At 66.5% G+C, this 13,785-nt stretch carries 11 protein-coding genes; 2 read left to right on the top strand and 9 right to left on the bottom strand.

Annotated elements, in window-relative coordinates:
• Positions 1-3 precede the first annotated feature (3 nt).
• The 3 genes from hemW to lepA are packed head-to-tail and all read right to left on the bottom strand — an operon-like array spanning position 4 to position 3,765.
• Positions 4-1,227: a radical SAM family heme chaperone HemW gene (gene hemW, locus ACLQ62_RS15825; RefSeq protein WP_411722587.1), complete on the bottom strand. Its 1,224-nt coding sequence runs from the start codon at positions 1,225-1,227 to the stop codon at positions 4-6.
• A gap of 30 nt (positions 1,228-1,257) precedes the next feature.
• On the bottom strand, positions 1,258-1,911 hold the full coding sequence (locus tag ACLQ62_RS15820; protein ID WP_411722586.1) for a DUF1990 family protein: 654 nt from the start codon (positions 1,909-1,911) through the stop codon (positions 1,258-1,260).
• Positions 1,912-1,914: 3 nt separating this feature from the next.
• On the bottom strand, positions 1,915-3,765 hold the full coding sequence (gene lepA, locus ACLQ62_RS15815; protein WP_411722585.1) for a translation elongation factor 4: 1,851 nt from the start codon (positions 3,763-3,765) through the stop codon (positions 1,915-1,917).
• Positions 3,766-3,882: 117 nt separating this feature from the next.
• Here lepA and ACLQ62_RS15810 point away from each other — a divergent pair, with 117 nt between their 5' ends.
• Together ACLQ62_RS15810 and rpsT are read left to right on the top strand one after the other, a co-directional pair.
• Entirely contained in the window at positions 3,883-4,647 is a 765-nt protein-coding gene (locus ACLQ62_RS15810; protein WP_411722584.1) for an alpha/beta fold hydrolase, read from the top strand.
• A gap of 96 nt (positions 4,648-4,743) precedes the next feature.
• Positions 4,744-5,004: a 30S ribosomal protein S20 gene (gene rpsT, locus ACLQ62_RS15805; RefSeq protein WP_297363248.1), complete on the top strand. Its 261-nt coding sequence runs from the start codon at positions 4,744-4,746 to the stop codon at positions 5,002-5,004.
• Between the two features lie 63 nt (positions 5,005-5,067).
• On the opposite strand, the gene holA is transcribed toward rpsT, so the two are convergent.
• The 6 genes from holA to ACLQ62_RS15775 all read right to left on the bottom strand — a co-directional run.
• Positions 5,068-6,096 (bottom strand): DNA polymerase III subunit delta, encoded by a 1,029-nt coding sequence (gene holA / locus ACLQ62_RS15800; RefSeq protein ID WP_411722583.1) that lies wholly within the window; start codon positions 6,094-6,096, stop codon positions 5,068-5,070.
• 53 nt (positions 6,097-6,149) lie between these two features.
• On the bottom strand, positions 6,150-8,555 hold the full coding sequence (locus ACLQ62_RS15795; protein ID WP_411722582.1) for a ComEC/Rec2 family competence protein: 2,406 nt from the start codon (positions 8,553-8,555) through the stop codon (positions 6,150-6,152).
• Positions 8,552-9,193 (bottom strand): helix-hairpin-helix domain-containing protein, encoded by a 642-nt coding sequence (locus ACLQ62_RS15790; RefSeq protein WP_411722581.1) that lies wholly within the window; start codon positions 9,191-9,193, stop codon positions 8,552-8,554. Before ACLQ62_RS15790 ends, ACLQ62_RS15795 begins: the two co-directional genes overlap by 4 nt.
• Positions 9,194-9,294: 101 nt before the next feature.
• A complete protein-coding gene (gene leuS, locus ACLQ62_RS15785; RefSeq protein ID WP_411722588.1) occupies positions 9,295-11,847 on the bottom strand; it encodes a leucine--tRNA ligase in 2,553 nt (850 codons plus the stop codon).
• A gap of 70 nt (positions 11,848-11,917) precedes the next feature.
• Positions 11,918-13,348, bottom strand: a complete 1,431-nt coding sequence (locus ACLQ62_RS15780) for an anthranilate synthase component I family protein (protein WP_411722580.1) — start codon at positions 13,346-13,348, stop codon at positions 11,918-11,920.
• Positions 13,349-13,393: 45 nt separating this feature from the next.
• Positions 13,394-13,785, bottom strand: a 392-nt coding sequence (locus ACLQ62_RS15775; RefSeq protein ID WP_411722579.1) for a hypothetical protein, incomplete at its 5' end; no start/stop codon positions are given.

Raw genomic sequence — 13,785 nt, 5'->3', positions numbered from 1 at the left:
GGCTCACACTGTCAGCCGGCGGACCACCGCATCAGCCAGAAGCCGCCCGCGCAGGGTCAGTTCCACTCGACCGCGCAGGGCGGCTTCCGCGTTGACGAGTTCGTCGGCGATCAGACCGGCGACGGCGACACGCGACGTCGAAGGAAGCGTCGGGATCGGGATGCCGTCCCGGGTCCGGGTGAGGAGCAGGATCCGTTCCAGTTCACGGGTCTCGGTCGAGAGGGTCTCTCGGCCCGCTCCAGGCGACAGGCCCTCGCTCATCCGACCGGCATAGGCAGCCGGGTGCTTGACGTTCCACCAGCGGACGCCGCCCACGTGGCTGTGCGCGCCAGGACCGATTCCCCACCAGTCCTGGCTGCGCCAGTAGGCGAGGTTGTGGCGCGAGCGCGATTCCGACCCGGTCGACCAGTTGCTCACTTCGTACCAGGAGAATCCGGCCGCGGTCAGTTTGGCGTCCACCAGTTCGTACATGTCGGCCTGGAGATCCTCATCCGGCTGGGCGACGACACCGGATTTGATCTGCCGGGCGAGTTTTGTGCCGGCTTCCACGATCAGCGAGTAGGCCGAGAGGTGGTCCGGGTTCGTCGCGAGGGCGGCGTCGACCGACCGGGTCCAATCGTCGAGACTCTCCCCCGGGGTGCCGTAGATGAGGTCGACACTGACCTGGAGGCCGGCCCGGCGTGCCCACTCGACGACGAGCGGTACGCGGTCCGGGTCGTGCGTTCTTTCGAGTGTCGCCAGGACGTGCGGAACCGCCGACTGCATTCCGAAGGAGACACGCGTGAACCCGGCGTCAGCCAGTGTGGACAGGTAGTCGGCGTCGACCGAGTCGGGGTTGGCCTCAGTCGTGATTTCGGCGTCAGCGGCGAGCCCGATCGATGTCCGGACCGAATCGAGCATCCGGATGAGGTCATCGGCGGGAAGCAGCGTCGGGGTTCCCCCGCCGAAGAAGACCGTCGACGCGGGGCGCTCCGGCAGTCCGGTCCGTCGCAGGGTGGCCCCTGCGAACGCGACTTCGGCGGATGCCTCGCTGGCGTAATCCGACTGCTTCGCACCACGCAGTTCCGTCGCGGTGTAGGTGTTGAAATCGCAGTAACCGCAACGCACCCGGCAGAACGGTACGTGAAGGTACACCGACAGCATCCGCTCCTCGGCTCCGTCGAGCACAGAGTCGGGCAGAGCACCGTCGACGGGTGCCGGATCGGCGATCAGCTGGGGGCCGGCCATCAGCGGTGCCGGAGGGAGGAGGCGCGCACGTCAGGCCGTCGGGTTCGACCACAACGGCGACAGCGCCCGCAGGTACGCCGTCGTGAATGCCTTGCGTCGCAGCTTCAGGATCGGCGGGAACAGCCGGTACGTGAGCGAAATCGGCCGGGTGAACGAGCGCACGCTGAACCAGACCGAGTCGTCTTCGCGGTGTTCGACCCGGAAGAGTTCCTCGCCGCTGACCCGGTTGCCGCCGACGGTCCCATAGGCGAAAGCGACGACGGTCGGTTCCTCGAGAACAAAGACGATCCGGATGCGCTCATCCATATGGAACGACCCGACCCGTCCGCGGAGTCGCGCCGTTGACCCGGAGGCGATGTACGGCGTGCCGTCAGCGGCGAATCGCTGCTCGGTCGACACAGCGATCGGCTCGAGGGCCGTCCCGTCTTCGTCATAGCGGATGCCACCGTAGCGCTGGCTCGAGTCAGCCTTCACGTCGAGCACATCGATACCGGAGCGCCGCTGGATCTCCCAGCTGAGCAACGACGCCGAGGCGGCGGAGAACCGCTCCACACCGCTTCCCAGCCGGGTGGTTGCCTCGAACGGCGTGAACCCGCGCGGCGGATACTGCATCAGGTCGTGCGCCTGAGTGGCGCCGACTGCTGCGTAGTCGACCGGCTGGTCCTCGAAGTTGCTTCGCCGCATCCGCTACTTCTTTTCTTTCGTCTCGGTCTCTCCGGACAGCGCGGCGATGAAAGCCTCTTGCGGGACCTCCACCCTGCCGACCATCTTCATGCGCTTCTTGCCCTCTTTCTGCTTCTCGAGCAGTTTGCGCTTGCGGCTGATGTCACCGCCGTAGCATTTGGCGAGAACATCCTTTCGCATGGCGCGGACAGACTCACGGGCGATGATCCGCGCGCCGATGGCGGCCTGGATCGGCACCTCGAATTGCTGGCGCGGGATGAGTTTCTTCAGCCGTTCGGTCATCAGCAGGCCGTAGGCGTATGCCTTCTCGCGGTGCACGATGGCGCTGAACGCGTCAACCTGTTCGCCCTGCAGCAGGATGTCGACCTTGACCAGGTCGGCGGTCTGCGATCCGGACGGTTCATAGTCGAGCGATGCGTAGCCCTGGGTGCGGCTTTTGAGGTGGTCGAAGAAGTCGAAGACGATCTCGCCGAGCGGCATGGTGTAGCGCAGCTCGACCCGGTCCTCACCGAAGTACTCCATGCCGAGGAGGGTGCCACGGCGGCCCTGGCAGAGTTCCATGATCGTGCCGACGTAATCCTTCGGGGCGAGGATGCCGACCTTGACCATCGGCTCTTCGACCGACGCGATCTTCCCGCCGGGGAACTCGCTCGGGTTGGTGACCGTGACGGTCTTCTTGTCGTCGGTCGTCACCTCATAGGTCACGCTCGGCGCTGTCGCGATGAGGTCGAGGTTGAACTCTCTCTCGAGGCGTTCGGTGACGATTTCGAGGTGGAGAAGCCCGAGGAATCCGCAGCGGAAACCGAAACCGAGGGCGACGGATGTCTCCGGCTCGTAGTTGAGCGAAGCGTCCGAAAGCTTGAGCTTGTCGAGCGCGTCACGGAGAACCGGGTAGTCGCTCCCGTCGATCGGGTACAGGCCGGAGAACACCATCGGTTTCGGGTCGGTGTATCCGGGCAGCGCTACGGTGGCTGGTTTCATCGCGGTGGTGACGGTGTCGCCGACTTTCGACTGGCGGACGTCCTTCACACCCGTGATGAGGTAGCCGACCTCACCGACGCCGAGGCCCTGGGTGGGCACGGGCTCCGGGGAGCTGACGCCGATCTCCAGCAGTTCGTGGACGGCTCGGGTCGACATCATCTGGATGCGTTCGCGGGGGCTGAGGTGCCCGTCGATCTTCCGCACGTAGGTGATGACCCCGCGGTAGGTGTCGTAGACCGAGTCGAAGATCATGGCCCGGGTGGGTGCGTTCGGGTCGCCGACCGGGTTCGGGATGCGCTGGACGACGCGGTCGAGCAGTTCCTCGACGCCGGCGCCGGTTTTGCCTGACACCTTCAGCACGTCTTCGGGCCGGCCGCCGATGAGGTTGGCGAGCTCCTTGGCGTACTTCTCCGGGTCGGCCGCTGGCAGGTCGATCTTGTTGAGGACCGGGATGATCTCGAGGTCGTTCTCCATCGCCAGGTACAGGTTGGCGAGGGTCTGCGCTTCGATTCCCTGGGCGGCGTCGACGAGGAGGATCGCTCCCTCGCAGGCGGCGAGCGAGCGGGACACTTCGTAGGTGAAGTCGACGTGCCCAGGCGTGTCGATCATGTTGAGCGCGTAGGTCTGTCCATCGAGTTCCCACGGCATCCGCACCGCCTGGCTCTTGATGGTGATGCCGCGTTCGCGCTCGATGTCCATCCGGTCGAGGTACTGGGCGCGCATGTCGCGATCGGCGACCGCACCGGTGACCGACAGCATCCGGTCGGCCAATGTCGACTTACCGTGGTCGATGTGCGCGATGATGCAGAAGTTGCGGATGAACGACGGGTCGGTAGCGGCAGGCTCGAGTGCCTTCGCAGCTTTGGGGCTCACGCGTTCCTCAGGGGTCTGTAGCTGGGTGGGGACGGACTAACTCCCTATTGTCCCATGAACCGCCACCGGGTGAGTTCGCCCATCGACCCGGTCGGATGCCGGTGGCACAATGACAGGATGGCCCGCCTGCCCGCGATCGTGCTCGTTCACGGCATTCGCACGTCCGGAACGATGTGGCGGCGTCAGGTGGAGGACCTCAGGCATGCCGGATTCGACGTGGACGCTCCCGATCTTCCCGGCCATGGCTCGCGGATCGGTGAGGAGTTCACGATCGACGGCGCGATGTCGGCGATCGACGACTCCGTCTCGCGCCATCGGGGCCCGGTTCTCCTGGTGGGCCTGTCGCTCGGCGGTTACCTCTCCATCCACTACGCCGGCCGGTTCCCCGGTCGGGTGACCGGGCTCGTGGCGGCCAGTTGCCAGACGCTTCCCCGCGGAGTCGGGCTGTGGGGTTACCGGGCGCTCGCCCGAGTCATCCACCGGCTCCCCGACCGCGGAGCGTGGCTGAACGACGCCATGGCGCGCCGCTTTCTCCCCGCCGACGCTGTGGCTGACATGTCGGCAGGTGGCGTAGCGCTCGACGTGATGGACAGCACGCTGAAAGCCGTCGGCACGCTCGACCCGCTCGACGGGCTCCGCCGCTACCCGGGTCCCGTGTGGTTCGTCATGGGCGGATTCGATCATTTCCGGCTCTCCCAGCGAGCTTTCCTCACGGCGCGACCCGACGCATCCGTCGTTGTCGTGCCACGGGCGACGCACCTGGTCAGCCTCGTCAAACCGGAGGAGTTCACCCGGGCGGTGACGGATGCCGCGAGAGCGCTGGCTGTCGATTCGCCGCAGATTTCCGAGAATGGCACCGGAACTGGTATCGTTACTCCCTGACTTGCGTGTGGGTTGCCCCGCACGATTTTCGCCGCGAAGCGCCCTCTCTCGCCCAGTGGCACATCCCATTCGAAATACAACGGAAAGCTATCAAACGTGGCAAACATTAAGTCGCAGATCAAGCGAATCGGCACCAACAAGAAGGCAACGGAGCGCAACAAGGCGATCAAGAGCCAGCTCCGGACTGTCGTCCGCCAGGCTCGCGAAGCCATCCTCGCCGGCGACAAGGCGCAGGCTGAGTCCACCCTGAAGACCGCCGCGAAGAAGCTCGACAAGGCCGTGAGCAAGGGCGTCATCCACAAGAACCAGGCAGCGAACCGCAAGTCGGCTCTCGCCAAGAAGGTCGCTTCGCTCTAAGCAGCACTCTCTTTTTCACCACAGGCTCCGCTTCGGCGGGGCCTGTGGTGGTTAACGCGCCTTTCAGCGGCCGCGGCGTGCGATCGTGTGGATCATGCGTTCGAGAGCGTAGACCGGGTCGCGGCCGGCGCCCTTGACGCTGGCGTCGGTGTCAGCGAGAACCTGGATGCACCGGCCAAGGCCACGGTCAGTCCACCCGGCGAGGTCTCGCCGTGCCCGGTCGACCTGCCAGGGCGCGAGGCCGAACTGACGGGCGAGGTCGGCGGAGGATCCCCGCCCACCCTGAACCTTCGCCATCGTACGGAGCTTGCTGGCGAAAGCGGCGACGATCGGCACCGGGTCGGCACCGGATGCGAGCGCGTGACGAAGGCCGACGAGGGCTTCGGCGTATCGCCCGGCGATGGCTGCGTCGGCGACGGCGAAGGCGTTGGTTTCGACCCGCCCGCCGTAGTAACGGGTGACCGTGGCTTCGGTCACCTCTGAGCCGCTGTCGGCGATCAGTTGCGCACACGCCCCCGCGAGTTCGGCGAGGTCATCGGCGAACGCGGACACCACTGCCCGGAGGGCGGCAGGGCGGATCGCCTTGCCCGCCGTCTTGAACTCGGCCGCGGCGAAGTCGTACTTGTCGCTTTCCTTCTTGAGCTCAGCACAGACGACTTCGATCGCCGTCGCCTTGGAGGCGCGCACCGCGTCGAGAAGCTTCTTGCCGCGTACTCCCCCTGCGTGGCGAAGCACGACGTATGCGCCCTCCGCCGGAGATTCGAGATACGACAGCGCCTCGGACAGGAACTCGTCTGAGCATTTCTCCACGTTCGTCACACGGATCATCCGGGGTTCGTTGAACAGAGAGGGGCTCGCAAGGGTGATCAGTTCACCGGGGGCGTAGCTGTCCGCTTCGATGTCGTTCACTTCGAGGCTCGGGTCTTCGACGCGGAGGTAGTCGCGGAGCATCCGGATCGCCCGATCGGCGAGGAATCCCTGCGTGCCGGAGACCAGCACGATCGGCGCCGGGCGGATGGCGTTCCAACTCAATTGCGGAATCGCAACCTTCGCGGCTGCTTTCGCCGTTGTCGTGCTACGCGCAGCTGCCACAGTCCACCGTCCTCACACCTCAAGCCTACCGGCGACCGCCGACGCCGGGCGCGTCAGCAGGGCCGAGCAGTCCACACCACCGGCCCGGTGGCCAGACCGCCGACGACGATCATCCCGCAGGTGTCGGTGCGGAACGCCGCCGTGCCCGCCGCCTCGAGCAGGCCGAGTGCGGCCGCGGTCGGATGACCGTAGCGATTCTCTGCGCCGACGGGGATGAGCGCCAGTCGTGCGCCGGCCTCTTCGTACATCCGGTCGCTTTGGTCTGCCGACCCGTGGTGCGCCATCTTCACGAGGTCGACCGGGCCGCCGAGAGCGTGCTCTTCGAGGATCCGCTCCTGGGCACTCTGATCGAGGTCGCCGAGAAACAACGAGCGGATGCCGTCGGACGTTTCGAAAACCAGCGTCACGCTACCGGCGTTGCCGGTCCACACCGGGCCGGCACGGGGAGGCGGCCAGAGTGCCCGCCAGTGCGACTGGCCGAGGGTTCCGCTCAGCCCGGCGGTGGCACGACGGATGCTGGCGCCTCCGGCTGCAAGATCGGCAAGGGTGTGTTCGTCCGACGCGTTCTGCGGTTCCCCGGCGAGTACGAGGCCGGCCCGTCCGATCACCGCCGGGACTCCGCCCACATGGTCGAGGTCGAAATGGGTAAGAACGAGCAGATCCAATCGGTCGATCGACAGTGCGTCCAGACAGGCGGTCAGTCGCGCGGCATCCGGTCCTGTGTCGAGAAGAGCCACCGCTCCCCCATCGCGGACGAGGATGGCGTCGCCCTGACCGACGTCGCAGGCCGCATGTGTCCAGTGGGCGGGCATCGAGAGAGCCGGGGCGATCCGTGAACCGGCGACGCTACCGGCATACGCCCCGCCGGCCACCACGAGCGCCCCGGCGCAGAGGGCAGCAGTCGTGCTCCGCCCGGCAAGCGCTGAGTGGACCGCGACGAGAAGAATCGCTGTCAAGACGGCGAGAAGGAGCGCGCCTTCCGCGCCCGGCAACCACGGCAGGCGGTTGACCGGCAGCCCGTGCACCGTTGTTGCGATCGCGGCGATCCAGGTCGCCGGAATCCAGCCGAGCCACACCAGAATGACGGCCACCGGAGGCAGGACGGGAGCGAGGATGCAGGCTCCGAGCCCGAGCAGGGTGGCAACCGGTGCGGCAGGCGCCGCAAGGAGGTTGGCTGGCACGCCCAGTGCGGGGATGGTGGGGGTGAGCAGGATCAGGACCGGCTGACACGCCAACTGCGCTGCGAGCGGCAGAGCGAAGGCCGCGGCCAGCGGGCGCGGAACCCAGGCGGAGAGTATTCGGGTGAGCGGGCGGGTGAGGAGCAGCAGTCCGCCGGTCGCAAGGGCGGAGAGCACGAAACCGTATGTGCGGGACAACCAGGGGTCACCGATGACGACGACGAGAACGACAAGGCTCAGGATGGGCAGCCCGGCAGCCGGCCGACCGGCGCCAAGGGCCAGCAGCACCGCCAGTGCCATGAGAGCCGCGCGGACGACGCTCGGCTCGGGGGTCACAAGTACGACGAAAAGGCCGAGCCCGGCGAGAGCCCCGGTGATCCGGAGCCAGCGTGGCGCACCAAGCGCGGCGAGGAGCAGGGTCAGTATGGCGACGATGACGGCGCAATTCGCGCCGGAGACCGCGGTCAGGTGACTCAGCGAACTGCTCTTCATCGCCTGGTCGAGCTCGTCGCTCACCGCTGTCGTGTTTCCGGTGGAGAGCCCAGGGAGCAGTTCACCGCCTCCGCCCGGCAGCTCGGCGGACAGGTCCACAAGTCCGGTGCGCATGTCGCCTGCCCAGGCCAGATACCACGGCGGACCCTCGACCAGGATCGCCGGCCGTCGGGCGAACAGGAGAAAGGCAGCAGCGTCGCCCTGCTCCGTCCCGCGCAGGGCAGCGTCCGCTTCGATCACCGAGCCGATGGGCACCGGTTGCTGCCCCGCGACGGTGGCGAAGAGGACGACCGGAACCGAAACGGAGACACGGGAATCCCCAAAATCCACCTCGGTCACCGTGCCATGAATCCGCTGCGCGGTCTCAGAATTCGCGTCGCCTGGGTCATCAACCGACTGGTCGTTCGCCGACGTGTCCCACAGCGAGCCTCCCCGATCATCGTCGACCACGGACTTCTCCGACACTGCCAGCCGAACGGTGACCGCTCGTCCGGCCTCCGCCGCTTCCCGGAGCATCGCCGGAGACCGCGTTTCTTCGCGAGCGGCCACGGCGGTGGCAGCGAGCGACACGGCCAGCAGCACGACGGTGGCCATCCCCCACCATGCAGACCTCATCCGTGGCGCGACCGAGTGTCGGCGCGGGTGGGTGACGGCGACCGTCGCGCATCCGCCCGTGCACACGAAACCCGCGACGGCGACCGGCCACGCGGCATCCGGGAACCCGACAACGATGCACGCCGTGATCCAGGCTGCCACTGCCGGCGGCACCAGGCGGTGTGCCGGGGTCACACGGTCACCAGCTCTTTGAGAGACTCGAACGTCTTGTTGCCGATGCCGGGCACGTTGAGCAGGTCGTCGACGTTGCTGAACCGGCCGTTGGTCTCACGCCAGGCGATGATCCGTTCGGCCATGGCGGGCCCGAGCCGCGGTAACGTGTCGAGTTCGGCGATCGACGCCGTGTTGATGTTGACCTTGCCGGCCGGTACCCCCAGCCCTGGAACGGATGTCGGCGGCGCGGCACCCTGGACGGGCACCAGAATCTGTTCGCCATCGCTGAGGAAACGGGCAAGGTTCACCGTCTGCGGGTCAGCCGTTGGTGTGAATCCACCAGCCGCGGCGATGGCGTCAACCACTCGATCACCGTCGCGGAATTGGTAAACGCCTGGAGTGACCACCTCCCCGAGGATGTGGACGTACAGTGCAGCGCCGCTCTCCTCGTCGACGCCGGTCGTGGCGGTCGGAGGCAGCGGTCGGGCCTGGCCCGTCGCACCGAGCAGAGAGACCAGGATCGCGGTGACCAGCCCGCCGAGCAACAGCACGAGGAGCGCGCCGACACCGAACCGGACGCCAGCGGGTCGGCGCGTCGCCAGGGTCACTGGAAGACCGGATGCCGCTCCGGACGACCGCGCGGAAGCGTGCCTGGCCATGACGTCGAGTCAAGACCGTTCGCCGGCGACTCCGGCGTCCGGCTGGCGTGCCGTGGAGAACCGGGTGGGTGCCCGCCCCTGTGCAGGGGCGGGCACGAGCATTACGGCTTGGTGGCGATGCTCACGACTCGTGGAGCGCGAACGACGACGTTGACGATGGTCCGGTCACCGACCGCCCGCTGCACGGCAGCGGAGGCGCGGGCAAGCGATTCCAGTTCGTCGGTGGAGACCTTCGGCGACACCTCGAGGCGGTCCCGGACCTTGCCGTCGACCTGCACGACGCAGGTCACCGATTCCTCAACGAGAAGGCTCGGGTCGGCTTTGCGCCAGGTCACGTGGGCGACGGCGGGCTCATAGCCGAGCATCTCCCACATGTCCTCGGCCGTGTACGGCGCGAACAGGTTGAGGGCGACTGCGGTGACCTCCGCGGCCTCGCGCACTGCGGCGTCCGCCGGGCCCGCACCGGTGTCGATGGCCTTTCTCGTCGCGTTGACGAGTTCCATCAGCCGGGCGATCACGACGTTGAACTTGAACGATTCGACGAGCCCTGGCGCCTCAGCGAGGAAACGGTGGGTGATGCGGCGGAGCGCCGGGTCCCCGGTCTTCCACAGGACGTCGGGTTCGCTCGTCACGTCTTGGGCGACCCGCCATGCCCGCGCGAGGAACTTCGCGGATCCGGCCGGGGAGACATCCGCCCAGTCGATGTCATCCTCAGGCGGTCCGGCGAAGACGAGGGTGACGCGCAACGCGTCGGCGCCGTAGGTGGCCAGTTCGCTGGCGAACTCGACGAGGTTGCCCTTGCTCTTCGACATCTTGGCGCCGTCCATGAGAACCATGCCCTGGTTGAGCAGAGAGCTGAAGGGTTCGGTGAAGCCTAAATAACCGAGATCGTAGAGAACCTTGGTGATGAACCGGGAGTAGAGGAGGTGAAGGATGGCGTGCTCGACGCCTCCGACGTACTGATCGACAGGCGCCCACTTCTCGGCGAGGGCCGGGTCGAACGCGACGGTGTCTGAGTTCGGGTTGAGGTAGCGCAGGTAGTACCAGGAGCTGTCGACGAACGTGTCCATGGTGTCGGAGTCCCGCTTGGCTGGTGCAGCACAGCGCGGGCACGGCACATTGATCCAGTCCTCTGCGGCACCGAGCGGGCTGGTGCCCTTCGGCTGGAGGTCGAGGCCCTCGGCCGCCGGCAGTTCAACGGGGAGCTGGTCCTCCGGCACAGGAACTTCACCGCAGGCGTCACAGTGGATGATCGGGATCGGCGGGCCCCAGTAGCGCTGGCGGGAGATCAGCCAGTCGCGGAGGCGGTAGTTCTTCGCGGTTTCTCCGAGCCCGGATGCCGTGAGGGCGTCGGTGATCTTCGTGATCGCCGCGTTCTTGCTGAGGCCGTTGAACGGGCCGGAGTTGATCAGGCGGCCGGGGCCGACCAGCGCTTCTCCCGTGACCTGTGGGTCCGCCGGCGGCAGGTCATCGGGCAGTTCACCGTCCACGAGGACGGGAATCGCGCCGGTGACGGGCTGGTTCGTGTCGACGACGACTCGAACCGGCAGGTTGAACGCACGGGCGAAGTCGAGGTCACGCTGGTCGTGAGCAGGCACGGCCATGATCGCGCCGTGCCCGTAGTCGGCGAGCACATAGTCTGAGGCCCAGATCGGCAGGCGTTCACCGTTGAGCGGGTTGATGGCGTACCGCTCGAGGAAGACTCCGGTCTTCTCCCGCTCGGTGCTGAGGCGTTCGATGTCGGTCTCACCCTTGACCCGATCCGCGTATTCCGCGAACGCGGCCTGTGTGGCATCCGGTGCGTCGGCGACCAGTTCTGCGGCCAGCTCAGAGTCGGCGGCGACAACCATGAAGGTGACACCGTAGAGGGTGTCGGGGCGCGTCGTGTAGACGGCGACCGGATCTGCCTTGCCCTCGATGACGAAGTTGACGTCAGCACCGGTGGAACGCCCAACCCAGTTGCGCTGCATGCTCATGACCTTTGACGGCCATGCACCTTCGAGCTGCTTGAGGTCGTCGACCAGGCGGTCGGCGTAATCGGTGATGCGGAAGTACCACTGGGTGAGTTTCTTCTTCGTGACGAGGTTGCCGCACCGCTCACAGTAGCCGTCAACGACCTGCTCGTTCGCCAGCACGGTCTGGTCGAATGGGCACCAGTTGACGGGGCTTGCCTTGCGATACGCCAGGCCTTTTTCGTAGAGCTTGAGGAACAGCCACTGCGTCCAGCGGTAGTACTCGGGGTCGGAGGTGTGGATCTCTCGATCCCAGTCGAAGGAGGGCGCGTATGTCCGGAAGCTCGACTTCTGCTGCGCGATGTTGTCGTACGTCCAGCCGCGGGGGTCGATGCCTCGCTTGATCGCGGCGTTCTCCGCAGGGAGGCCGAAGGAGTCCCAGCCGATCGGGTGCAACACGTTGAAACCCTGCTGGCGCCAGTACCGGGCGACGACGTCACCAAGGCCGAATGCTTCAGCGTGACCCATGTGCAGGTCGCCTGAGGGGTACGGGAACATGTCGAGGACATACTTGCGCGGACGCTTGTCGCTCTCGTCGTCCGTCGCGAAGGGCTTGATCCGGTCCCACACCGGAAGCCACTTCTCCTGGATAGCGGCGAAATCGTACTTCTGTCCGACCTGGGTCTGCTCGTCGTGTGACACGTGGCTCTCATTCATAAGCGGGGAAAGACTGCCGGGTGCGCATATTCCGCGACACCCGCGGTCCAACGATCTAGCCTACTTGCTGTTGCAATGCGCCCAGCGCGGCGAGAAGTGCGGCTGCCTTCACCCGCGTCTCGTCAATCTCCTCGTCGACGACCGAGAGAGCGGTGATCCCCCCGCCGGTTCCGATCGATGCACCGGATGAATCAATCACGATGCTGCGGATCACCATCGCAAGGTCGACGGCGCCATCTGCTCCGACGTATCCGAATGCGCCGGAGTAAACACCGCGTGGGCCAGCCTCGAGCCGGTCGAGAATGGTCATCGCCGAGATCTTCGGCGCACCGGTCATCGACCCGGCGGGGAACGCGGACTCGACGGCATCCACACCGCTCACTCCGTCGGCGAGCCGGGCGGTGACGGTGCTGACGAGCTGATGCACTTGGGCGTAACTCTCCACGGCAAGGAGCTGGGTCACCGCGACGCTGCCGGTAACCGCGACCCGACCGAGATCGTTGCGCATGAGGTCGACGATCATCAGGTTTTCTGCACGTTCCTTCTCGCTGCCGAGAAGTTCCTCCTCGAGCAGGGCGTCGTGCTCCGGTGTGCTTCCGCGTGGACGCGTGCCTTTGATCGGACGGGTTGTGACCGTTCCGTCTGGGGTGACCCGAAGGAACTGCTCGGGCGACGAGCTGACGAGGGCGATTCCGTCAACAACAATCAAGCCGCCGTGATGGCTGGGGCTTGCGTGCCGCAGGCGGCGGTAGACGTCGACCGCATCGAAGTCGCCGTCGACCAGAACCTCGTTGGTCAGGCAGAGCTGGTACGCGTTACCACGCTGAATCTCCTCCTGGGCAGCCTCAATGAGTGCCGAATATGTGGGAGCTGTGTGGCGCCAGCGGGCTGCGCGCGGCTCGGCCACCGGTGGCGGCAGGGCGGGTGTCGCATCGGAGAGGCGGGTCAGCCAATCGAAGTGCTTCTCCGTTGCCGCCTCAGCCAGTTCGACCGCGGTCACGGTTCGCGCGGTGTGGTCGAAGACGAGCATCCGGGCGGGGCGGAGAAACGCGGCATCCGGGTAGCGCGAGAGATGAGCGGGGGTTCCGCAGGTGTCCGCGCCGGCTTCGTAGCCGATCCAACCGACCCACCCGGGCGAGAACTCCCCCGCTGGGACGTGTTGCACGAGTCCTGCGCCAGCGTTCTCGACGGCGGGAGGGGCGCTTTCCTCTGCGAGTTCGGTTCGCAACGCGTCGAAAATCGTGGAGTGCGTTGTGGTGACTGCCAGGTCGATTCCGTCGCGAACTGTCGTCGACCTGGTGACTGACCCTTCGGGCACACAGGCCGTGAGAAGTTCTGCCCCGTCTCCCAGATAGCTGTATCCAGTGGAAGCGTGGACTCCGCTGTCGAGCCAGAACGCGCGGGGTGATGTGGCAAAGAGGGTGAGGAAGGCGACTTCGGGGTCGATCCAGGTGCTCAGTTCTCTCGATCTCAGGCTGGATTTCACGCCTTCCACCTTAGATCGCTGGCGGGGGCCCGCGAGTCCCGCCCTCTAACCCGGATCGGTGGGATCTGCTGGCGACCACCGTGGCGAATCCTGGGGCGTCGCCGCGTCTGGCGGCCCGGGGTCGGCATCGGCATCGGCGGTGTGAGTATTCTCCGTACCGTTTGCGGTTACGTCGATGTGCGCGATGGTCACAGCGGGGGCGGATCCTGGTTCTGTCGCGTCTGTGCTGGTCTCCCCAATCGTGGGCTCCGCGGCTGCGGCTGCGCGGCGTCGGGCGCGGGCGAGCGCGGACTTGCTGCGCAGCGGGATCGGTTTCTGCTCCGGGTCGATCTCGGGTGGTGGGACGGCGAAGTAGGTGGTGCCGTCGCGGAGAATCTTCCACCCGTTGTTGTGGATTAGCAGGTGGCATTGGCGGCACATCAGGATGCCGTCGGCGA

Origin of the sequence: Mycetocola sp., from assembly GCF_046716805.1 — a bacterium.
In the GTDB taxonomy this organism is placed as follows: Bacteria; Actinomycetota; Actinomycetes; order Actinomycetales; family Microbacteriaceae; genus Mycetocola_A.
The sequence above is the reverse complement of the archived record's forward strand: the minus strand, read 5'-3'. Positions and strand labels throughout refer to the sequence as shown.

Excerpts from the sequence above, each read along its gene's own strand:
- hemW (WP_411722587.1), bottom strand. The coding sequence starts at position 1,227 with ATGGCCGGCCCCCAGCTGATCGCCGATCCGGCACCCGTCGACGGTGCT.
- ACLQ62_RS15810 (WP_411722584.1), top strand. The coding sequence starts at position 3,883 with ATGGCCCGCCTGCCCGCGATCGTGCTCGTTCACGGCATTCGCACGTCC.
- ACLQ62_RS15820 (WP_411722586.1), bottom strand. The coding sequence starts at position 1,911 with ATGCGGCGAAGCAACTTCGAGGACCAGCCGGTCGACTACGCAGCAGTC.
- ACLQ62_RS15790 (WP_411722581.1), bottom strand. The coding sequence starts at position 9,193 with ATGGCCAGGCACGCTTCCGCGCGGTCGTCCGGAGCGGCATCCGGTCTT.